Origin of the sequence: Pseudomonas koreensis, assembly GCF_036668835.1 — a bacterium.
Classification (GTDB): Bacteria; Pseudomonadota; Gammaproteobacteria; order Pseudomonadales; family Pseudomonadaceae; genus Aquipseudomonas; species Aquipseudomonas koreensis_I.
Map to the genome: position 1 here is coordinate 219699 of NZ_JAZEVW010000008.1, position 22245 is coordinate 241943.

The following is a 22245-nucleotide window of genomic DNA, read 5'->3' on the forward strand; positions in this document are numbered from 1 at the left end:
GGACCCAACTCACGTCAATTCAACGATCCTGGTCTTTGATTCATGCGGTATCTGCGGCGCGAAAAGCAGGAGCATTTTCGGCCATACCACGAGCACGCGAGCTTTGTCGCATGCTGTAAAAATTCGCGTATTCCAGATACGCCAACGCGGGAGCAAGCTCCCGCGCGGCGACATCCTACCAGTCACCGCCGCAAGGCAGTCAACCGGACGACCAACAACTTACTTTTGGTCTTTTACTTCTTCGAACTCTGCATCGACAACATCATCAGCCTTCTCGGCCGACTCGCCTTGCGGGGCCGCGCCATCAGCTGGCTGAGCCTGTTCGGCGTACATCTTCTGCGCAACCGGAGCGGAGACTTTCGACAGCTCTTCAACCTTGGCTTCGATGGTAGCCTTGTCGTCGCCTTTAACAGCGGCTTCGAGGGCAACTACAGCAGCTTCGATTGCGGTCTTCTCTTCGGCAGTCACCTTGTCACCGGCGTCCGCGACCATCTTGCGAGTGGAGTGAACCAGTGCGTCGCCCTGGTTACGGGCAGCGGCCAGCTCTTCGAACTTGCGGTCTTCCTCGGCATTCGCCTCAGCGTCACGCACCATGCGCTCGATTTCTTCGTCGGACAGACCGGAGTTGGCCTTGATCACGATCGACTGGGTCTTGCCGGTGGCCTTGTCTTTCGCACCTACGTGCAGGATGCCGTTGGCATCGATGTCGAAGGTCACTTCGATCTGCGGCACGCCACGTGGAGCAGGTGGAATATCGGCCAGGTCGAACTTGCCCAGCGACTTGTTCTGTGCGGCTTGCTTGCGCTCGCCCTGCAGAACGTGAATGGTCACAGCGCCCTGGTTGTCATCGGCAGTCGAGAACACTTGCGATTTCTTGGTAGGAATCGTGGTGTTTTTCTCGATCAGCGCGGTCATCACGCCACCCATGGTTTCGATACCCAGGGTCAGCGGGCTGACGTCGAGCAGCAGAACGTCTTTAACGTCACCGGCCAGAACGGCGCCCTGGATTGCAGCACCCATGGCAACAGCTTCGTCCGGGTTGACGTCTTTGCGAGCTTCTTTACCGAAGAAATCGGTTACCAGCTTCTGCACCAGTGGCATACGGGTCTGACCACCGACAAGAATTACGTCGTTGATCGCGCCAACGTCGATACCGGCGTCTTTCATGGCGATACGGCAAGGTTCGATGGTGCGCTGAACCAGGTCTTCAACCAGTGCTTCGAGCTTGGCACGCGAAATCTTCACGTTCAGGTGCTTAGGACCGGTGGCATCTGCAGTGATGTACGGCAGGTTGACGTCTGTCGACTGCGCGGACGACAGCTCAATCTTGGCTTTCTCAGCGGCTTCTTTCAGGCGCTGCATGGCCAGCGGGTCACCCTTGAGGTTCATGCCGCTTTCTTTCTTGAATTCGTCAACGAGGTAGTCGATCAGACGAATGTCGAAGTCTTCACCGCCCAGGAACGTGTCACCGTTGGTGGCCAACACTTCGAACTGGTGCTCGCCGTCAACTTCAGCGATCTCGATCACGGAAACGTCGAAAGTACCGCCACCCAGGTCATAAACGATCACGGTGTGATCGCCCTTGGCCTTGTCCATACCGTAAGCCAGAGCGGCTGCGGTTGGTTCGTTGATGATACGTTTAACGTCGAGACCCGCGATGCGGCCGGCGTCTTTGGTCGCCTGACGCTGACTGTCGTTGAAGTAGGCCGGAACGGTGATCACCGCTTCGGTCACTGCTTCGCCGAGGTAGTCTTCGGCAGTCTTCTTCATCTTTTTCAGGATTTCAGCCGAGATCTGTGGCGGCGCCATTTTCTGGCCGTTCACTTCAACCCAGGCGTCATTGTTGTCAGCCTTGACGATCTTGTAAGGGACCATCTGGATGTCTTTCTGCACAACTTCTTCGTCGAAACGACGACCGATCAGACGCTTGACTGCGTACAGGGTGTTGTGCGGATTGGTCACAGCCTGACGCTTGGCCGACTGACCTACCAGAATTTCGCCATCGTTGGCGTACGCAATGATCGACGGCGTGGTACGCGCGCCTTCAGCGTTTTCAATAACTTTAGCCTTGCCGTTTTCCAGCACGGAGACGCAGGAGTTGGTAGTCCCCAGGTCGATACCGATAATTTTGCCCATGTTCACTCTCCCGAAACTTTGATTTTTTTGCCGCAGCAGTGGTGGCTGACTGCGGTAATACTTAAACGCTTGACTTCTAAATGGGGGCCTTGCGGCTAATTTCAAGCCTGCTCGTCAATAGAAGGCGAAACTGGCGCAGGCGCCTTGCTGACCACAACCATGGCCGGGCGCAACAGGCGACCGTTGAGCTGGTAGCCTTTCTGGAACACCTTCAACACGCTGTTCGGTTCGACGTCAGCGCTTTCCTGCATGGCCATGGCCTGATGCTGAACGGCGTTGAACGGTTCGCCATGCGGGTCGATCGCTTCCAGCTGATAACGCTTGAGGGTGTCATGGAACATTTTCAGCGTCAGCTCGATACCTTCGCGCATCGGGCGGATGCTTTCGTCGTCCGGGCTCGACAGCTCGAGGCCGCGCTCCAGACTGTCAACGATAGGCAGCAAGTCGCCGGCAAATTTTTCCAGGGCAAACTTGTGCGCCTTCTCGACGTCCTGTTCGGCACGGCGACGGACGTTCTGCAGATCGGCAGCAACACGCAGAGACTGGTCCTGCGCGGCGGCCAATTGCTCTTCGAGCACTTGTACACGGGTCGCCAGGTCGTCACCCGAACCTTCGGGCGCCTGATTGGCTTCTGGGTTTTGCGGATCTACTGTCGATTCGTCAGCCATAGAATTCTCCTTTCAATTACGTCCGCGAGCCTGACTCGCGCTTCTGCCCCGATATATGGGGCCGCAAAATCAGGCTTCAAGGGCTGGATTCGATTGTCCCTACAAAAAAGTGCTGATTAAGCATTCTCGAATGCACTAAAAAAGTTACTCGACCAAGCGAATCGAGCTAAGCCGGGGCATTGTCAGGCCCGAACAAAACACTGTATAAATAACCAGACCTCAAGCCTGGGAGCGGCCTTTATGCTGGTGCACCTGTCCGTACACAACTACGCCATCGTTGAACATCTCGATCTCGAACTCGATCGCGGGATGAGCGTGATCACAGGGGAAACCGGCGCCGGCAAGTCGATCATGCTCGACGCGCTGGGCCTGACCCTGGGCGATCGCGCCGACAGCGGCGTGGTTCGCCCGGGCGCCGACAAGGCCGATATCCTGGCGACGTTCGATCTGGCCGACATTCCGGAAGCCAGCGCCTGGCTGGCCGAGCGCGACCTGGACATCGACGGCCCGTGCATTCTGCGCCGGGTCATCACCTGCGAAGGGCGCTCGCGCGGCTATATCAATGGCACGCCTTGCCCGCTGGGCGATCTCAAGTCGCTTGGCGAACTGCTGATCGATATCCACAGCCAGCATGAACATCAGTCGCTGCTGAAAACCGATACCCACCGCCGCTTGCTGGATGAGTACGCAGGCGCTACCGATCTCGCCCGTCAGGTACAGCTTGCCGCCCAGCGCTGGCGCCAGACTCGTCAGGAGCTGGAGCGTCTGTCCAATTCCGGCGATGAACAACGCGCCCGGCATCAGTTGCTCAGCTATCAGCTCGAAGAGCTGGAAAACCTCGGCCTCGGCGAGAACGAACTGGAGCAACTGGAACAGGAACACAAGAACCTGACCAACGCCGAAACCTTGCTGGGCATCTGCCGCCAAGTGGTCGAACAGTGCAGTGAAAGCGATTCGGGCAATGTGCTGAACGCGCTGACCGCGAGCCTCAACCGCCTGTCGAGCGTCAATCATTCCGCCGGCGCGCTGGGCGAAGCCAGCAGCCTGTTGACCAGTGCACAGATCCAGGTCGAAGAAGCCGTCGGCGAGCTCAACCGCTTCCTCGACAATTTCGATGCCGATCCGGCGCGCCTGCAATATCTGGAAGAGCGTCTCGACGCTATCTACACGCTGGCGCGCAAGCACCGCATCCAGCCGACCGAAGTCGGTGAAATGCAGCAGAAACTGCTGGATGAAATCGAAACGCTGAATGCCAATGACGAATCCATCGAGCGCCTGGGTGAAGAGCTGGCTTCGTATGCCCGTCATTATCAGGAGAAAGCGCGCGAGCTGAGCGACCTTCGTCATCAGGCAGCGGGCAGCCTGGCCAGCGCGGTGGAACAGGAAATCCAGCGCCTGGGCATGCCCGGCGGTCGCTTCACCATCGAATTGAAAGCAAACAGTGGCGACGAACTGCAGCCCAATGGGCTGGAACAGGTTGAACTGCTGGTCAGTGCCAACCCTGGCCAACCGCTCAAAGCCTTGGCAAAAGTCGCCTCTGGCGGCGAGTTGTCACGAATCAGCCTGGCGATTCAGGTGATCACGGCGCAGACATCCCGCGTGCCGACGCTGGTGTTCGACGAAGTGGACGTAGGTATTGGCGGGCCAACGGCGGAAATTGTCGGCCAATTGTTGCGGCGTCTAGGCGAGCGCGGCCAGGTGCTGACCGTGACGCATTTGCCGCAGGTAGCCGCGCAGGGGCATCAGCATCTGTTTGTGCACAAGGTTCGCGATGAAAAAGCCACTCACACCGCTGTCGCGAAGCTGAGCAAAAACGAACGTATCGAAGAAGTCGCACGCATGCTCGGCGGCATCGATCTGACCAAGGAATCCTTGGCCCATGCGAAAAAAATGGTGGTGACGGCGAAGGCTTGACCGACAGCAGAAAGCACGAAGGCGACCCTTGGGTCGCCTTCGTTCGTTTCGCGAACGTGAAATTCGCGCGACATGCTTACTTTTTCTTGCGTACGTACAACACCAGGTTGTGATCAACCATCTCGAAGCCATGCTTCTCGACGATCGATTTTTGAAGTTTTTCGATTTCTTCGTCGAAGAACTCGATCACTTCACCCGATTCCACGTTGACCATATGGTCGTGGTGGCCACCGTCAGCCAGTTCGAAGACCGCGTGGCCGCCGTCGAAGTTGTGGCGGACCACGAGGCCGGCCGCTTCGAACTGGGTCAGTACACGGTAAACCGTGGCCAGACCGACGTCCTCGCCAGCTTCCATCAACGCCTTGTAGACGTCTTCGGCACTCATGTGGCGCTGCTCGGTGGAGTCGAGCATTTGCAGGATCTTGACCCGTGGCAGGGTCACTTTGAGGCCGGCTTTGCGTAGTTCGCTATTTTCAACCATGGTCAGCTTTCTCGCGATGCTGCTTCGCAGCTTCTCTTAATGCGGGTATGATCGGCGTTTACGTTGTCCCAGCCAAGATAGTGGAAGTCGCCCACCGATGCAAAACACCAAGCTCTTGCTAACCAGTTTCACCTTTGTGGGACTGCTCGCACTCGCCGGTTGTTCATTCCCCGGGGTTTACAAAATCGACATCCAGCAGGGCAATGTCGTCACGCAGGACATGATAGACCAGTTACGCCCGGGAATGACCCGGCCGCAAGTACGGTTTATCATGGGCAACCCTCTGCTTGCCGACACGTTCCATGCCGATCGCTGGGATTATCTGTACAGCCTGCAACCGGGTGGCGGTGAACGCCAACAGGAACGCGTCAGCGTTATTTTCAACTCAAACGACCAGCTCGTCAGCTTGTCCGGTGACTTCATGCCGGGTGTGAGCCGTGACGAAGCCATTCTCGGCAAGGACAGCGGTACCACCGTTACCGCGCCTGCTGAAAACGCCGAGAAGCCAGAAGCTGAAAAACCAGCCAAACCAGGCTCCTTGCTGGATCAGATCCAGAAGGACGTCGATGGCGTAGAAACCGTTCCGGTGCCAACGCCAGAACCGCTGGACACCTCGCCGCAATAATTTTGCGAGGCAATAAAAAACCCGGACATTCCGGGTTTTTTATTGCCTGCCGTTTGGCTTGATCAAATATTCCGGGCTTTTGCCTCGGCAGCCTTGGCCGCTCGCAAGCGTCGCACTTCCTTGGGATCGGCAAGCAGCGGCCGGTAGATCTCAATGCGATCGCCCGCCTGAATCACACGCGTGTCCGCGACCGCCTTACCGAAGATACCCAACGGGCACTCATCCAGCTTGAGCTCAGGAAAGTCGGCAGCGATCCCCGACGCCTGCACCGCCGCACGCACCGTCATGCCCTCCGGCACATTGAGCGAACGCAGCACCTGGCGATCGACTGCGGCATACACCACTTCTATCTCAAGCACCGGGCTGACCATGCATCTGTTTTGCGCGCTGACAGAACGCATCCACTAGCTGATTGGCCGCCTGATTGAACAGCGGCCCCAACGTAGCGCGTACCAGCGGCCCGGCATAATCGAACGAAAGGTCGAGGCTGATCTTGCAGGCTTTTTCGTTCAACGCTTTGAACACCCAGACGCCGTGCAGCTGATTGAAAGGCCCTTCTTCCAGGTTCATCTCGATTGATTGCCCTGGCACCAGGGTATTGCGCGTCACGAAATGCTGGCTGAGGCCGCCCTTGGCCACGCCGACACTGGCGCGCATATGGTCCGGCGAGCTTTCCAGCACCTCGGCAGCCGAACACCACGGCAGGAATTCCGGATACCGCGCCACATCATTGACCAGGTCGTAGAGAAACTGCGCCGGGTAAGGCAGCAGCGCGGATCGTTGAATATGTGTCGTCATGTAAGCGTTACTTCCAGAGCTGAGCGGCAAATACTACAAGAATGCCGATAGGCGCCACGTAGCGCATCAAGAACAAGGACAGGCCAAACAGTGCCGGGTTACGGATCGACAACTCGTCGCGCACCGCCTCACGCCCCATCACCCATCCGGCGAACAACACGAAACACAAGCCACCGACGGGCAGCATGATCCGCGAGGTGAAGAAATCGATCACGCCGAAGAAATCCAGCCCGCTCTTCGCGCCCCATTGGTAGAGGCTGAACACTCCGCCTTCGTTCACGAAAAACTTGGCTTCCTTCCAGATATTGAAGGAAAACACCGTGCCCAACCCAACAAACCAGCAGGTAAAGGCCAGCCAGAACGTGACCCAGGCGCGACTGATTTTCGTGCGCTCGACCAGGTAGGCGACCATCGGCTCAAGCAGCGAAATCGCCGAGCTCCACGCCGCCACCGCGACCAGCACAAAAAATACCACGCCCATCAGCTGGCCGAAAAACACGTTACCAAAGGCAAACGGCAGGCTGACAAACATCAGCCCCGGACCTTCGCTCGGGTTCAGGCCGGCCGCAAACACAATCGGAAACAACGCCAGACCGGCGACCAGCGACACGAACGTATCGAGCAACGCGACACCCACCACGGTACGCGACAGCGAGGTGTTCTTCGGCATGTAGGCGCCGTAGATCATGATCGAGCCGACACCGACGCTCAGCGAGAAGAACGCGTGACCCATCGCAGGCAGCAAGCCATCAAGGACTTTTTCCGGATGGAAGTCGAACATGAAATGCACGCCCTCCATGAAATGCCCAGTGGTCATGCTGTAGCCCAGCAGCACCAGAATCATCACGAACAGCAGGGGCATCATGATCCGCAGGCTGCGTTCCAGCCCGGCAACCACGCCTCTGGCGATGACCAAGGCCGAGAGCAGCATGAAAATCGTGTGCCAAAGTGTCAGCCGCCATGGATCGGCGATGACATTGCCGAAATACGCGCCGACCTGATCGGGTGTCGCGCCCTGGAAGTCGCCGCGCCCCATGTCGACGATATAGTCCAGCGACCAGCCGCCGACCACGCTATAGAAAGACAGGATCAGCAACGCCGTGATCATCCCGGCAAAGGCGCCCCACGACCACTTGGGCGAGTGCCCGGCTTCCAGCGCCAGCACCTTCAAGGCATTCGCCGGACTTTGCCGGGCGCGACGGCCGATCAGGGTTTCAGCGAGCATCACTGGAACGCCGATCAGCGCGATGCAGGCCAGAAACATCAGCACAAAGGCGCCGCCACCGTAGACCCCGACCATGTAGGGGAACTTCCAGATACTACCCAGTCCCACGGCCGAACCGGTCGCGGCGAGTATGAATACCCAGCGGCTAGCCCAACTGCCGTGGACAGAAACCTTGTCTGTCGACATCGTTTATCACGCCCAAGCGTTAGAAAAAGAGGCCGCATTGTCCGGGATTCACTCAACCTGCTCAAGCACGCAGCATCACCGTAGCCGACAGCCGAACAACTCCATATAATGCCGCCCCTATGGCTAAACAGAAGAAACACCCAACAGGGACCATCGCGCAAAATAAAAAGGCGCGACACGATTACTTCATCGAGCACAAGTTCGAGGCTGGTCTGGTCCTGGCCGGCTGGGAAGTAAAAAGTCTGCGGGCGAGCAAGCTACAGCTGGTCGACAGCTACGTGCTGCTCAAGGATGGCGAAGCGTGGTTGCTCGGCAGCCACATCACGCCGCTGATGACCGCAAGCACCCACGTCATCGCCGATCCGGTGCGCACGCGCAAGCTGCTGCTCAACCGCCGCGAGCTGGACAAGCTCGCCGCCGCCGTGCAGCAAAAGGGTTACGCCTGCGTCTGCTTGTCCTGGTACTGGAGCAAGCACATGGTCAAGTGCGAGATCGCTCTGGGTAAGGGCAAGAAGGAATACGACAAGCGTGACACCGAGCGCGAACGCGATGCCGGTCGCGAATTGCAGCGCGCGGTGCGCAACAAGGGCAAGGAAGACTGACTTCCTCCTGCCATTAGCGCGTATTCGCGAGCAGGCTCGCTCCCACCTAGGAATGCATTCCAAGGGTGGGAGCGAGCCTGCTCGCGAAAGCAATTTCCGCCTCAACCCACAATCCCCTGATCACATCCCTTTGCGCCGCTCCGCCCGCGCCATCCGCTGAACCTCCTGCCGAACCTCTTCCAGCACTTCCTGCACATACAGAATGTGGCGACTGGACACTTCCCGCGCCTGCTCCGCGCGACCTTCGATAATCGCCAGATACAATTCCCGATGCTGAGTGATCAGCATGTCGCGGGTCTCCGTGCGTTGTTTGTACATGCCGCCAATGTTGGTCACGACGTTGCGTTTGAGCAGATCGAACAGCCCGCGAATGGTGTGCAGCAACACCGCGTTATGGCTAGCCTCGGCAATCGCCAGATGAAATTTCGCATCGGCGGCGCCCTCCTCCGCCCGACTGACTTCGTCGTGGCGCGAATAACAATCCTGCAGTTCTTCGAACGCGGCAGTCAGGCGCTCGCGATCCACATCGGTGGCGCGCAATGCGGCGTAATAGGCGCACGATGCTTCCAGAGTATGCCGAAACTCCAACAGATCCCGCTGCGCCTCGGGGTTGCTTTCGAGCAGTTGCAACAGCGGATCACTGAACGTCGACCCCAGGCTCTCAACCACATAGTTGCCGCCGCCCTGACGACTGACCAGCAAGCCCTTGGCAGCGAGTTTCTGGATCGCTTCGCGCAGCGACGGACGTGATACGCCAAATTGCTCGGCCAGCGTGCGCTCTGCCGGCAGTCGTTCACCGGACTTCAGTGTGCCCTCGAGAATCATCCCCTCGAGCCGCTCGACAATGTCGTCAGACAAACGGCGCGAACGTATCTGATCAAACCCCATAACTCATTTCTCCACGATCCCGACCGCTCGCCGGGCTCTCTATTCTGGCCTATCGGCGCCGTGCCGGCACCTGGCAGACGCCACCTGCCGAAAGCGCAGCAGATGCAATCTGCACCGCATGTTCGACAAAAGTTTTAGGGCGACAAATTGACACACCGATATCAAGGCTTTTACCCTAGCCAACAGCGATTGTAAATTGGTCTTACCAATTAACCAAGAACGCTGACAGTGCCTGACCAACAACAATTAGGGGCCACCCCACTATGCAAACCTGGCAACAGCTCTACAGCCCGCTCGGCAGTCTCGGCGTCTCCGCACTCGCGGCCGTCATTCCCATCGTGTTCTTCTTTCTCGCCCTGGCGGTGTTTCGCCTCAAGGGCCATGTCGCGGGCAGCATCACGCTGGCACTGTCGATTGCCGTAGCGATCTTCGCCTTCCAGATGCCGGTCGACATGGCGTTTGCCGCGGCCGGGTATGGCTTCGCCTACGGTCTGTGGCCGATTGCCTGGATCATCGTCGCGGCGGTGTTCCTTTACAAATTGACGGTCAAGAGCGGCCAGTTCGAGGTCATTCGCAGCTCGGTGCTGTCGATCACTGACGACCAGCGCCTGCAAGTGCTGCTGATCGGTTTCTGCTTCGGCGCGTTCCTCGAAGGCGCCGCCGGTTTCGGCGCACCGGTGGCGATCACCGCTGCGTTGTTAGTGGGCCTGGGTTTCAATCCGCTGTACGCCGCCGGCCTGTGCCTGATTGCCAACACGGCGCCGGTAGCCTTCGGCGCCCTGGGGATTCCGATCATCGTCGCCGGCCAGGTCACCGGTATCGACGCCTTCAAGATCGGCGCCATGACCGGCCGCCAGTTGCCACTGCTGTCGCTGTTCGTGCCGTTCTGGCTGGTGTTCATGATGGACGGCCTGCGCGGCGTGCGCGAAACCTGGCCGGCGGCGCTGGTCGCGGGCTTGAGCTTCGCCATCACGCAGTACTTCACGTCGAACTTCATCGGCCCGGAACTGCCGGATATCACTTCGGCGCTTGCCAGCCTGATTTCCCTGACCCTGTTCCTGAAAATCTGGCAGCCAAAACGCGCCGCCGGGCAACACATCGCCGGCGCCGTTTCTGCTTCGGTGGTGAGCGCCAGCGTCGGCGGTTTCGGCCAGAAGCGCACCACCGTGGCGTCGCCTTACAGCCTCGGGGAAATTTTCAAGGCGTGGTCGCCGTTTCTGATTCTTACTGTGCTGGTGACGATCTGGACACTGAAGCCTTTCAAAGCGATGTTCGCCGCGGGCGGCTCGATGTACAGCTGGGTATTCAACTTCGCGATTCCGCACCTTGATCAACTGGTAATCAAGACTGCGCCGATCGTGGCCAACCCGACCGCCATTCCAGCGGTGTTCAAACTCGACCCGATTTCCGCGACCGGCACGGCGATTTTCTTCTCTGCGCTGATCTCGATGCTGGTCCTGAAGATTAACTTCAAAACTGGTCTGACCACTTTGAAAGAAACCTTTTACGAACTGCGCTGGCCGATTCTGTCGATCGGAATGGTGTTGGCGTTCGCCTTCGTTACCAACTACTCGGGCATGTCCTCGACCATGGCCCTCGTGCTGGCCGGCACCGGCGCCGCGTTCCCGTTCTTCTCGCCATTCCTTGGCTGGCTGGGCGTGTTCCTGACCGGTTCCGATACCTCGTCCAACGCGCTGTTCAGTTCGCTGCAAGCGACCACGGCGCACCAGATCGGCGTCAACGACACTTTGCTGGTGGCCGCCAATACCAGCGGCGGCGTGACCGGCAAAATGATCTCGCCGCAATCGATCGCCGTGGCCTGCGCCGCGACCGGGCTGGTGGGCAAGGAATCGGATCTGTTCCGCTTCACACTCAAGCACAGCCTATTCTTTGCAACGATCGTCGGTTTGATCACCTTGGCTCAGGCCTACTGGTTCACCGGCATGCTGGTGCATTAAGCCTACAAGCAACACAGCAATAACCGACGCCGGCCCATGATCCGGCGTCAGCCATTCACCACCGGGTCTGTAAGGCTGCTGAAAGCAATGCGCTCTATATTCAGCAGCCGCCGCAGACGGATAACCGGGACCACCCGGAGACACGCCTGATGAGCGAGCTTTTTTACAACGCTGTGCCAAACGCGACCCGCGTGGCGCCGCCACTGCCCGAACCTCGGCAATACCCCAGCGAGAAACCATCGCGTGTGTACCTGTTCGGGACGTGTGTGGTCGACCTGTTCTACCCGGAAGCCGGGATGGACGCGATCCACCTGCTGGAGCGTGAAGGCATTCGGGTCGAGTACCCGCAAGGGCAGAGCTGCTGCGGGCAACCGGCCTACACCTCGGGTTACACCGAGCAGGCGCGGGCCGTGGCGCGCTCGCAACTGGCGCTGTTTGCCGGCGATTATCCGGTGGTGGTGCCGTCAGGTTCCTGCGCCGGCATGCTGCGTGAACATTACGCCGACTTGTTCAAGGACGAGCCGGAGACGTTGAAACAGGTTCAGGCCCTCGCGGCCCGCACCTATGAACTGGCCGAGTTTCTGTTGTTCGTCTGCAAGGTGCAGTTCAAGGACAGCGGCGAACCGGTGAAAGTCGCGCTGCACACCTCGTGTTCGGCACGCCGCGAAATGAACACCCACCTGCATGGCCGCGAGCTGTTGGCGCAGTTGAGCAACGTGGAACGGGTCAACCACGACCACGAGAGCGAATGCTGTGGCTTCGGCGGAACATTCAGCGTCCGTATGCCAGACATTTCCGGGGCGATGGTGGCTGACAAGACCCGCGCCTTGAAGGAATCCCGCGCGCACCAGGTACTCAGTGCCGACTGTGGCTGCCTGATGAACATCAACGGCGCACTGGAGAAACAACGGGAAGCGCTGCGCGGGCAACACCTGGCGAGCTTCCTCTGGCAACGAACCGGAGGTGCGCAATGAGCACCTCGACGATTATTCCTACGGTCGCCGTAGAAGAAGATTTCCGCACCCGGGCGCACAACGCCCTGGGTGACCAGCAGCTACGGAACAATTTCCGCACTGCCATGGACTCACTGATGACCAAGCGCGCCGCCGCTTTCAGTGATGCCCATGAACGAGAACATTTGCGCGCACTGGGCAATTCGATCAAGGCCCGCGCGCTGTCCAGGCTGCCCGACCTGCTCGAGCAACTGGAACAGAACCTGACCCGCAACGGTGTGACAGTGCACTGGGCGGAAACGGTGGACGAGGCCAATGGCATCGTCTTATCGATCATCCGCGCTCACGAGGCGCGGCAAGTGATCAAGGGCAAATCGATGGTCAGCGAAGAGATGGAGATGAACCATTTCCTCGAGGCTCGGGACATTGAATGTCTGGAGTCCGACATGGGGGAATACATCGTCCAGCTCGACCACGAGAAGCCTTCACACATCATTATGCCGGCGATCCACAAGAATGCCGGTCAGGTCGCGTCCTTGTTCCACGACAAACTTGGCGTGGAGTACACCAAGGACGTTGACCAACTCATTCAGATCGGTCGCAAAGTCTTGCGGCAGAAATTCTTCGAAGCGGACATCGGCGTCTCCGGCGTCAACTTCGCCGTGGCCGAAACCGGCACCTTGCTGCTGGTGGAAAACGAAGGCAACGGGCGCATGACCACGAGCGTGCCGCCGGTGCACATCGCCGTCACCGGCATCGAAAAAGTCGTGGAAAACCTGCGCGACGTGGTGCCATTGCTGTCCCTGCTGACCCGCTCGGCGCTGGGCATTCCGATTACCACTTACGTCAACATGATCTCCGGCCCGCGCAAAGAGCACGAACTCGACGGCCCGCAGGAAGTGCATCTGGTGCTGCTCGACAACGGCCGCAGCCAGGCCTTCGCCGACAGTGAATTGCGCCAGACCCTCAATTGCATCCGCTGCGGCGCCTGCATGAATCATTGCCCGGTGTACACCCGCGTCGGCGGCCACACCTATGGCGAGGTCTACCCGGGACCGATCGGCAAAATCATCACCCCGCACATGGTCGGCCTGGCGAAAGTCCCGGACCACCCGAGCGCGTCCTCGCTGTGCGGCGCCTGCGGCGAAGTGTGCCCGGTGAAAATTCCGATCCCGGCCATTCTGCGCCGCTTGCGCGAAGAGAACGTCAAAGCGCCGGACTCGCCGCATCAAGTGATGCGCGGTCAGGGCAGCAAGTATTCGCGCAAGGAACGCTTCATCTGGAACGCCTGGGCGAAACTCAACAGCTCGCCGACGCTGTATCGCCTGTTCGGTTTCTTCGCCACCCGGCTGCGCGCGCTCACGCCGAAAAATGTCGGCCCGTGGACGCAAAACCACAGCGCACCGAAACCCGCCGCTCGCTCACTGCACGACATGGCCCGCGAGCATCTGGCCAAACAGGGAGATCGTTGATGAGCGCCAAGCACAATATCCTCGGCAAACTGAGGAAAAGTCTGACCGGCACCACGCCGATCGCCGACAACTTCGATGTAGAACTGGTGACGCAGCCTTATACCTACAGCGCCGAACAGCGCATCCCGCAACTGCGCAAATTGATGGAAGCGGTGCACACCGAAATCCATCTGACCTCGGCAGAAGCTTGGCCGGCGCTGCTCGCGCAATTGCTGCGCGATCGCCAGTTGCCCAGTTTGCTGATCGCACCGACGACACCGCACGGGCAACGCATCACTCAACATTGGGCGAACAATCCCGGGCTGCCTGCATTGAAATCCTACGACCGGCCGGTGGAAGAATGGAAAGCCGAGCTGTTCAACGACACCCCGGCCAGCCTCACCGGCACCCTCGGCGCCATCGCCGCCACCGGCAGCCTGATTATCTGGCCAACTCGCGAAGAACCACGCTTGATGAGCCTGGTGCCGCCGGTGCATTTCGCCCTGCTCAAGGCCAGCGAGATCCGCGACAACTTCTATCAGGTGCAAGCCGAATTCGAATGGGCGCAGGGCATGCCGACCAACGCCTTGCTGGTGTCCGGCCCGTCGAAAACCGCTGACATCGAGCAAGTGCTGGCGTATGGCGCGCATGGCCCGAAAGATCTGGTCGTGCTGATTCTGGAGGATCAATGAGTCTTCCTGTCGCTTTCCTGCGTGATGCCGAGCAACTGATCCCGGCCGAGCGCCGCTTTGACGATCTGCTATCGACCCTCGCGTTCGGCACCGATGCCAGTTTCTATCGATTGATTCCGCAACTGGTGGTCCGCGTCGAGTCCGAGGACGAAGTCGTGGCATTGCTGAAACTGGCCCAGCGTGATCGCGTGCCGGTGACCTTCCGCGCCGCAGGTACCAGTCTGTCCGGGCAGGCGATCAGCGATTCGGTGTTGATCGTGCTTGGGGATAACTGGAACGCCCGTGAGATCCGTGGCCAAGGCACGCAGATCCGTCTGCAACCGGGCGTTATCGGCGCGCAGGCCAACGCCTGGCTGGCGCCGTTCGGACGCAAGATCGGCCCGGACCCGGCCTCGATCAACGCCTGCAAAATTGGCGGCATCGTCGCCAACAACGCCAGCGGCATGTGCTGCGGTACCGCGCAAAACACTTATCACACGCTGGCCGGGATTCGCTTGGTGCTGGCTGATGGGACACGCCTCGACACCGAAGACCCAGCCAGTGTCGCGGCGTTTCGCTCAAGCCACGGTGAACTGCTCGAACGCCTCGCGACATTGGGCCGCGAAACCCGCGCCAATGCCGAACTGGCCGCACGAATTCGCCACAAATACCGTCTGAAAAATACCACCGGCCTGTCGCTTAACGCCCTGGTGGACTTCGACGAGCCTGTGGATATCTTGAGCCACTTGCTGGTCGGCTCCGAAGGCACGCTCGGCTTTATCAGCGCGGTGACCTACGACACGGTGATCGACCACCCGAACAAAGCCTCGGCACTGATCGTCTTTCCCGATGTGGAAACCTGCTGCAACGCAGTCACCGTGCTGAAAAGCCAACCGGTGTCCGCCGTCGAACTGCTCGACCGGCGCAGTCTGCGCTCGGTGCAGGACAAACCGGGCATGCCCGCTTTCGTACAGCAGCTGTCGAACAATGCCTGCGCCTTGCTCATCGAATCCCGCGCCGCATCTTCCACGTTACTGCAGGAACAACTGGCGCAGATCATGGCGTCGCTCAGCGGTTTTCCGGTGGAGAAGCGGGTCGACTTCACCGAGGATCCTGTAGAAAACGCCAAGCTGTGGGCGATCCGCAAGGACACCTTCCCCGCCGTCGGCGCCGTGCGCAAAACCGGCACCACGGTGATCATCGAAGACGTGACCTTTCCGGTCGAACAACTGGCCATCGGCGTCAATCGCCTGATCGAGCTGTTCGACAAACATGCCTACGACGAAGCGATCCTTTTCGGACACGCCCTGGAAGGCAATCTGCACTTCGTCTTCACCCAGGGCTTCAACAACCCGGAAGAAGTCGCACGCTATCAAGCGTTCATGGACGACGTCGCGCAACTGGTGGCGGTCGAGTTTGGCGGTTCACTGAAAGCCGAGCACGGCACCGGCCGCAACATGGCGCCGTTCGTCGAGCTGGAATGGGGCAGCGACGCCTATCAGTTGATGTGGCAGCTCAAGCGCCTGCTCGACCCCAACGGCATTCTCAACCCGGACGTGATCCTGAGCGAAGACCCGCAGATCCACCTCAAACACCTGAAACCGCTGCCCGCGGCTGACGAGATTGTGGATAAGTGCATCGAATGCGGTTTCTGCGAACCGGTCTGCCCGTCGAAAGGCCTGACCCTGAGCCCGCGCCAACGCATCGTCATCTGGCGCGATATTCAGGCGAAAAAACGCGCCGGCATCGACACCCGCGAAATGGAAGAGGCCTACGAGTACCAAGGCATCGAAACCTGCGCGGCGACCGGTCTGTGCGCGCAACGCTGCCCCGTAGGTATCAATACCGGCGAACTGGTGAAAAAGCTTCGCAGCCGACACGCAACCCATCAGAAAACCGCCGACTGGATCGAAGGAAATTTCGCCAAGACCGTGCAAGGCGCGCGCTTCTCCCTGCATGTCGCCAACGGCGCGCGAATGCTGCTCGGCGCACCGCGTCTGGCGAAACTGTCGGCAACTCTGACCCGCTTGTCCAAAGGCCAGGTACCGCTGTGGACCAACGCGATGCCGCAGCCGGAAAAAGCCATTCGTTTCAGCCCGAACGTCGCAGACGAGCGCCCGCGCGTGGTGTATCTGGCCGCGTGCGTATCACGGGTCATGGGCCCGGCGGCGGGCGATAAAGAGCAAATGTCGCTCTACGACAAAACCCGCGGCCTGCTGGAAAAAGCCGGTTACCAAGTGGTGTTCCCGGACAATCTCGACAACCTCTGCTGCGGTCAGCCGTTCGCCTCCAAGGGCTACGCGGAACAGGCCGAACACAAGCGCCAGGAATTGATCAGCGCATTGCTGCACGCCAGCCGCGGCGGGCTCGACCCGATCTACTGCGACACCAGCCCGTGTACGTTGCGCCTGGTGCAGGACGTCGGCGAGTCGCGACTGGATCTGTACGATCCGGTGCGTTTCATCCGTACTCATCTGGCAGATCGCCTGGACTTCACCCCGCAAGACGCACCGATTGCCGTGCACGTGACCTGCAGCACCCAGCATCTGGGCGAAAGCCAGGCGCTGATCGAGCTGGCGCGCAAGTGCAGCAAAAACGTGGTCATCCCCGAAGGCATTCATTGCTGCGGCTTTGCCGGCGACAAAGGCTTCACCACACCGGAGCTCAACAGCCACTCACTGCGCACGCTCAAGGATGCGGTGCAGCAATGCAGCGAAGGCATTTCCACCAGCCGCACGTGCGAAATCGGCCTGACGCAACATGGCGGCATCGACTACCACGGACTGGTCTATCTGGTGGACCGGGTGACCCGTGCAAAAGCCGTCTGAAGAAAAATAGAACCCTTGAGCGAGACGGCAGTCCACAGAACAAGCCCCGAACAATCGGGGCTTTTCCTCCATTCGGTGGCCCATCCCATGGTCAGCGAAGCCTGGATCCCTCAGTTCAAGGAGATACATATGAAGCGTTCTGTACTGTTAGGTCTGTTCGTTACTGCCTCGATGATGGCTTCCACTTCGTTCGCCGATGGAAAGCCAGCCGACCTGTGTGATGCCAATATCCAGACGATCGACAATCTCAAAGGCCAGCTTTCAGCGTCACCAGAAAAAAGCCAGATGGCAGAGACCAGTTTGTCCAAGGCAAAGGCGCTAAAGGCTCAGGGCAAAATCGATGACTGCGTTGCGGAAACCTCGCAAACCCTCGTAGAGCTGCGCAAAGCCACCGGCACCAACAATTGATCAACGCTGGGCCAACCTTCGGGTTGGCCTCGCGGGCTGATTGACGTACACTGTGCAGGCTTGTTGCTCAAACAGATTCACTGAGCAATGAGTTCGGGGCCGTTTAGGATTCGACGCCGGTTGCGAAACTCTAGGTGCATGCCGACTTGGTAACAGAAGTCGTAAATCCACTGTTGCAACTACTTATAGTTGCCAATGACGACCAATACGGTGTTGCTCTCGCTGCTTAATTGCAGCTGACAATGCTCCTGGTACCTTCGGGTCCAGCAATCATCAGGGGATGTCTGTAAACCCGAAATGATTGTCATATAGAACAGAATCGCCGTGCAGTACGTTGTGGACGAAGCGGCTAAAACTTACACAACTCGCCCAAAGCACCCTGCCCGTCGGGTCGCTGAGGGTTAACTTAATAGACACGGCTACGCATGTAGTACCGACAGCGGAGTACTGGCGGACGGGGGTTCAAATCCCCCCGGCTCCACCAACTCTCATCGACAAGGCCCGCCAAGTGCGGGCCTCGTCGTATCTGCAGATCCCGTTTCGCACTCCTTCCCACACAACCCTCGTCCTACACATCCAACTCCTAGGACATTTCCCTCAACCCGCGTCGACTCCCATGAACTGGCGCTCCCTCCCCCCCGCCGCTACCCTCCTCAATCCCTGCCATCCAGCGGACGGTCTGGCAGTTGAATCGCTGTGAATGTTCACCCACGGAGCTCCATCATGAAGAAAATCACCCGGCTCACGCTGGTTGGCCCGGTCTCGGCCGATGCGCTGACCCTCAGTCCTGTCGCCCCCTCCACTGCCACCCCACGCCGTGAGATGCCAAGCCGGCGCCGGCGGGCGTTGCCGCTCAACCAACTGATCAGGGTGCGTGAAGATGTCGACACGCTGACGCTGCTCAACCATGCCAGCGAAATCCTCGATTCCCTCGCTGCCATCAGCGCCACGTTTGCCGATGAGTTCGACGGTTCGAAATATCATGTGGCGGTGGCGATCAAGCAGTTGAGTGCGATGGCGGAGATGTTGGTTTGCCGGGCGCGGGACAATCTTGATCCATCTGCTGCCGGGCCGGAAACCTGCCATTGAGTCGGTAAGTCGCGCTAATTTCCAAAGCCTAGGGACCGCGTTGTCAGCCACCCATCGAGATGAATTTTTATTCACTGCTCCTGGGCGGCCAACCCTTGTACAGTCCTCTCGCTCATTCAAGAAACTACGGTTCGCCCGCGCTCCTGCGGGCTTTTTTTTGCCTGAAATAAAATGCCTTCTTCGCCACGACTTGCCGTCACCCGGTGATTGCGCGACTCTGCGAGCAGATTCCTCGCTCCGGAGCGTTCCATGCCGTTGTTGACCCTGCCCTGCGAGCGCCTGACGCTGGCGATTCTCGATCCGGATCAGGCTGAGCTTGAAAGTGCGTTCTACCAACGCAATCAGCGTCATCTCGCGCCGTGGTCGCCGATTCGTACGACGGAGTATTTTTCCACCGAGCAGATTCGTCGGCGCCTCGATATTCAGGCCAGTGCCTTCGAGGCCGGGCTGGCGATGCATTTCGCGCTGTTGACGCTGGATGGTCAGCAGATGATCGGCGCGTGCAATTTCAGTGGTCTGATTCGGGGGGCGTTTCAGGCGTGCTATCTGGGTTATCACCTGGATGAAAAACATCAGGGCCAGGGTTTGATGGCCGAGGCGCTTGAGGCTGGCATTGGTTACATGTTCGATACGCAGAATCTGCACCGGATCATGGCCAACTACATTCCCGGCAATGAGCGCAGTACGCGGCTGCTTGAGCGTTTGGGTTTTGAGAAAGAAGGCTACGCCAAGGCCTATCTGAACATTGCCGGGCGCTGGCAGGATCATGTGCTGACGGCGCTGGTCAATCCGCTGTTCGAAACGCCGGACAAGCGCTGGTCGCGGCGACTCGGCTGAGCGCTTGCTCTCGCCGGCCCAGCACCGGCAACGCCAACCGTGCCTGCCCGTAGAAGGCCAGCGCCGTGAGCAAACAGGCGAGCCAGACGAAGATGCCCGCCCACAGCGTGTGGGACATGTAATGCCAGCCTTGCAGGACGCGGGTGGTGCCATAGATGAATCCCAGCAGCAGCGAGCCCCACAGGATGGCCTTGGAGAAACGCCACTGATAGCGGCGCGCGACGAAGTACAGCGCCAGCATGGTGAAGCCGCCCGACGCGTGACCACCCGGCCAGCACCGACCACTGCCGGCCTCATGAAACAGCTGGAAGTTTTCGTACCATTCGATGTGCGGCATTTTCCCGCCGTACAAGGTGGTCTCTATCGGGCAGTACACGCTGGTGTGGGATTTGAGGAAATGGATCACTCCGGTGCACATGGCAAAAGCGACCACCACAAAGAGAAAATCCCTACGGTGTTCTGCGCAGAATCGCAGCAGTGGCGCGAGTTTGCTGCGCTGCAGAAATGCGCCGAGGCGTGGGCGCTTTTGCGGGTTGGCCAGCGGCCAGATCACCGAGAGCAGCGCGCCGATCAGGGCGATTTCTGCGGTCCAGTCGGGAATGATCCGCGCCCATTTATGAGTGAGCTTTTCGAAGAAGTGGATCTTGTCGATCGGGAACGTCTGGGTCTGCGGATCGAACAGCAGGTTGCTGATGGCAATGTCGATATTTGTCATGTCGAACAACAGGAACACCAGCGCTGCGCAGAGCAATGGAATGCCAAAGTTGTACGCGTAGAAACGAGATTTCATCGGGTGGTCACCGTGCGCCAGTCGGAGGCTTCGATAAAGCCGAGCATTTTTGGCGCTGTGGTGCTGGCTGCGGAGATGAACAGCGACGCGCCGTAACCTGCGTCTGAGGTCGGTACTTTCAGGTCTTTTTCGATTTGCGCCATGCACTCGCTGTGCGTCACCAGGATCAGATTGCGGCCTGGCACTTTGTGCGCCAGCGCGTCCTTCAGCATCCGTCCGCGGCAGTTGATCAACCAGTCGTCACCGCTGGCGGCGTGGTTGAACATGTAGCCGGCGGTCTGCACGGTGCGCATCGACGGGCTGTTATAGATGTCGGCGTTGCTCAAACCCAGTTGCTCGAAGCGGGCGCCGACTGCGACGGCGACACTGCGCGAGCGCTCGGTGATGCCGTCGTGGCCGCTCAGGCATGGCGCCCGGGAGTGATCGCAGCGCTCGACGTGGCGCACCAGCGCGATCACGTCGCCTTGGGCCCAGTCCTGCGCCAATGCCTGCGCGCCGGCGACGTTGCCGTGTGCCAGGTCCGGCACCGCCGTCGGTGCCAGCAACCACAGGGTCAGCGGGATGACCAATATGGATGCTGCCAGCACTACCCAGGTGTCGCGAAAGCGCGCCAATACGCGCAGATCGATCGCGCGTTTGACGCCGAACAGGTTCAGTCTCAATTCCACAAAAAGCCGCCTCGCCGGGATGCATCAGCTGTCATTCGATGCGGCGAAGGTACAGACGCCGGCGTGGGCAGCCGGTGAAACCCATGTGAAAAAAGTCTTGGCGGCGGGGGTTCCGTACCGCAGGACAAAAAACCTTTCAGCTCTGGGTTTTGCGGCCGATACAGTCCTGCTTACACCCTTGCTGGCTCAAAAGAACAACAATCTTCCAGCTTAACTGACGACCACGAAACCCAACGTTTCTGGAGGATTTTTGATGAATAGCTGGTTCGGCAACATCAGCGTGAACATGAAACTGGGCCTGGGCTTCGGCCTGGTGCTGGCCCTGACGTGCGTTTTGGCCCTGACCGGCTGGACCAGCCTTGGCGGGCTGATCGACCGCAGCAACTGGATGAGCGATATCACTCAGCTCAACAGCGGCCTGACCAAACTGCGCGTGGTGCGCCTGCAATACATGTTGACCAATGGCGATGAAACCGCCGCGCAGAACGTGCAGACCACCCTCGACGGTTTCGCCGCTCAGCAGCAGGCGCTTATCAGCAAATTCAAGAGCCCGGAAAACGTCAAACTGCTCAAGCAGCAGGCCGCGACCATTGCCGAATACCAGACTTCGCTGAACAAGATGCGCAACGCCTATCGCACCGGCAACAGCGCCCGCGACAGCATGAGCGCCAACGCCGCGACCGCGTACGAGCTGATTGAATCGATCAGCAAGCGTGTGCAGCAGATGGACATGAGCGAGCAGCGTTTCGAACAGTTTCAGGCAGTCACGGCGGCCAAGGAAGCCTTCATCCTCGCGCGCTACGAAGTGCGCGGCTACACCGCCACCAGCAATGCCGAAACCGAGCAGAAAGCCGTCGGCCAGATCGATGCGGCGCTTGCCAGCCTCAAGCCATTGAACAGCTATTTTGCCTCGACCCAGCAAGATGCACTGCGTCAGCTGGAGACCGCGCTGGTTAGCTACCGCAGCTCGCTGATGGCTTACAAGAATGCCAACGGCGAAGCGGTGCAGGCGCGTAAGGAAATGACCGATCAGGGCAACACCATCGTGTCCCTGAGCGAGCAGCTGTAT

General features: G+C 59.3%; 20 protein-coding genes, 1 other RNA gene and 1 pseudogene. 13 read left to right on the forward strand and 9 right to left on the reverse strand.

The window, feature by feature from the left end; genetic code table 11:
• Positions 1-219: 219 nt before the first annotated feature.
• Entirely contained in the window at positions 220-2136 is a 1917-nt protein-coding gene (gene dnaK / locus V6F91_RS21740) for a molecular chaperone DnaK (RefSeq protein ID WP_332768029.1), read from the reverse strand.
• 101 nt (positions 2137-2237) lie between these two features.
• Positions 2238-2804 (reverse strand): nucleotide exchange factor GrpE, encoded by a 567-nt coding sequence (gene grpE, locus V6F91_RS21745; RefSeq protein WP_090281700.1) that lies wholly within the window; start codon positions 2802-2804, stop codon positions 2238-2240.
• Positions 2805-3044: 240 nt separating this feature from the next.
• Between grpE and recN the strand changes: the two genes are divergently transcribed.
• Positions 3045-4718, forward strand: a complete 1674-nt coding sequence (recN, locus tag V6F91_RS21750; RefSeq protein WP_208938789.1) for a DNA repair protein RecN — start codon at positions 3045-3047, stop codon at positions 4716-4718.
• Between the two features lie 76 nt (positions 4719-4794).
• Here recN and fur read toward each other — a convergent pair whose 3' ends face one another.
• Positions 4795-5199, reverse strand: coding sequence for a ferric iron uptake transcriptional regulator (gene fur / locus V6F91_RS21755; RefSeq protein ID WP_016771770.1), 405 nt, complete (start codon positions 5197-5199; stop codon positions 4795-4797).
• Between the two features lie 97 nt (positions 5200-5296).
• On the opposite strand from fur, the gene V6F91_RS21760 reads away from it, so the two are divergent.
• On the forward strand, positions 5297-5824 hold the full coding sequence (locus V6F91_RS21760) for an outer membrane protein assembly factor BamE (RefSeq protein WP_093104791.1): 528 nt from the start codon (positions 5297-5299) through the stop codon (positions 5822-5824).
• A gap of 62 nt (positions 5825-5886) precedes the next feature.
• Here V6F91_RS21760 and V6F91_RS21765 read toward each other — a convergent pair whose 3' ends face one another.
• The 3 genes from V6F91_RS21765 to V6F91_RS21775 are packed head-to-tail and all read right to left on the reverse strand — an operon-like array spanning position 5887 to position 8033.
• Positions 5887-6195: an RnfH family protein gene (locus V6F91_RS21765; protein ID WP_332768034.1), complete on the reverse strand. Its 309-nt coding sequence runs from the start codon at positions 6193-6195 to the stop codon at positions 5887-5889.
• Positions 6176-6622 (reverse strand): type II toxin-antitoxin system RatA family toxin, encoded by a 447-nt coding sequence (locus tag V6F91_RS21770; protein ID WP_258450543.1) that lies wholly within the window; start codon positions 6620-6622, stop codon positions 6176-6178. The genes V6F91_RS21765 and V6F91_RS21770 overlap by 20 nt, the downstream gene beginning before the upstream one ends.
• A gap of 7 nt (positions 6623-6629) precedes the next feature.
• Positions 6630-8033, reverse strand: coding sequence for a sodium-dependent transporter (locus tag V6F91_RS21775; RefSeq protein ID WP_332768036.1), 1404 nt, complete (start codon positions 8031-8033; stop codon positions 6630-6632).
• A 119-nt stretch (positions 8034-8152) separates the two neighbouring features.
• On the opposite strand from V6F91_RS21775, the gene smpB reads away from it, so the two are divergent.
• Positions 8153-8635: an SsrA-binding protein SmpB gene (smpB, locus tag V6F91_RS21780; RefSeq protein WP_007953781.1), complete on the forward strand. Its 483-nt coding sequence runs from the start codon at positions 8153-8155 to the stop codon at positions 8633-8635.
• A gap of 120 nt (positions 8636-8755) precedes the next feature.
• Here smpB and V6F91_RS21785 read toward each other — a convergent pair whose 3' ends face one another.
• Positions 8756-9523, reverse strand: a complete 768-nt coding sequence (locus V6F91_RS21785) for an FCD domain-containing protein (RefSeq protein ID WP_208938793.1) — start codon at positions 9521-9523, stop codon at positions 8756-8758.
• A 263-nt stretch (positions 9524-9786) separates the two neighbouring features.
• On the opposite strand from V6F91_RS21785, the gene V6F91_RS21790 reads away from it, so the two are divergent.
• The 9 genes from V6F91_RS21790 to rimJ all read left to right on the forward strand — a co-directional run bounded on the left by V6F91_RS21790 (position 9787) and on the right by rimJ (position 19718).
• Complete coding sequence (locus V6F91_RS21790) at positions 9787-11481, forward strand: lactate permease LctP family transporter (protein ID WP_332768040.1); 1695 nt, start codon at positions 9787-9789, stop codon at positions 11479-11481.
• 149 nt (positions 11482-11630) lie between these two features.
• Positions 11631-12455 carry a (Fe-S)-binding protein gene (locus V6F91_RS21795; RefSeq protein WP_332768042.1) on the forward strand — a complete coding sequence of 275 codons (825 nt, stop codon included), beginning with the start codon at positions 11631-11633 and terminating at the stop codon, positions 12453-12455.
• Positions 12452-13906 carry a LutB/LldF family L-lactate oxidation iron-sulfur protein gene (locus V6F91_RS21800; protein WP_332768044.1) on the forward strand — a complete coding sequence of 485 codons (1455 nt, stop codon included), beginning with the start codon at positions 12452-12454 and terminating at the stop codon, positions 13904-13906. The genes V6F91_RS21795 and V6F91_RS21800 overlap by 4 nt, the downstream gene beginning before the upstream one ends.
• The gene (locus V6F91_RS21805) at positions 13906-14577 is read left to right on the forward strand and encodes a lactate utilization protein (RefSeq protein ID WP_332768046.1); all 672 of its coding nucleotides are present in this window, start codon (positions 13906-13908) and stop codon (positions 14575-14577) included. The genes V6F91_RS21800 and V6F91_RS21805 overlap by 1 nt, the downstream gene beginning before the upstream one ends.
• A complete protein-coding gene (locus V6F91_RS21810; protein ID WP_332768048.1) occupies positions 14574-17384 on the forward strand; it encodes an FAD-binding and (Fe-S)-binding domain-containing protein in 2811 nt (936 codons plus the stop codon). The genes V6F91_RS21805 and V6F91_RS21810 overlap by 4 nt, the downstream gene beginning before the upstream one ends.
• Positions 17385-17513: 129 nt before the next feature.
• Complete coding sequence (locus V6F91_RS21815) at positions 17514-17792, forward strand: hypothetical protein (protein ID WP_332768050.1); 279 nt, start codon at positions 17514-17516, stop codon at positions 17790-17792.
• A gap of 95 nt (positions 17793-17887) precedes the next feature.
• Positions 17888-18276, forward strand: a transfer-messenger RNA (tmRNA) gene (gene ssrA, locus V6F91_RS21820).
• Between the two features lie 239 nt (positions 18277-18515).
• Positions 18516-18881: a DUF6124 family protein gene (locus V6F91_RS21825; protein WP_332768052.1), complete on the forward strand. Its 366-nt coding sequence runs from the start codon at positions 18516-18518 to the stop codon at positions 18879-18881.
• 249 nt (positions 18882-19130) lie between these two features.
• Positions 19131-19718, forward strand: a complete 588-nt coding sequence (gene rimJ / locus V6F91_RS21830) for a ribosomal protein S5-alanine N-acetyltransferase (protein ID WP_332768054.1) — start codon at positions 19131-19133, stop codon at positions 19716-19718.
• On the opposite strand, the gene V6F91_RS21835 is transcribed toward rimJ, so the two are convergent.
• Together V6F91_RS21835 and V6F91_RS21840 are read right to left on the reverse strand one after the other, a co-directional pair.
• Positions 19666-20508 carry a phosphatase PAP2 family protein gene (locus V6F91_RS21835; protein WP_332768056.1) on the reverse strand — a complete coding sequence of 281 codons (843 nt, stop codon included), beginning with the start codon at positions 20506-20508 and terminating at the stop codon, positions 19666-19668. The genes rimJ and V6F91_RS21835 overlap by 53 nt on opposite strands.
• On the reverse strand, positions 20505-21176 hold the full coding sequence (locus V6F91_RS21840; protein WP_332768058.1) for a histidine phosphatase family protein: 672 nt from the start codon (positions 21174-21176) through the stop codon (positions 20505-20507). Before V6F91_RS21840 ends, V6F91_RS21835 begins: the two co-directional genes overlap by 4 nt.
• A 286-nt stretch (positions 21177-21462) precedes the next feature.
• Here V6F91_RS21840 and V6F91_RS27555 point away from each other — a divergent pair.
• Positions 21463-22227: pseudogene (locus V6F91_RS27555) on the forward strand (methyl-accepting chemotaxis protein); the annotation flags it as partial.
• Positions 22228-22245 lie beyond the last annotated feature (18 nt).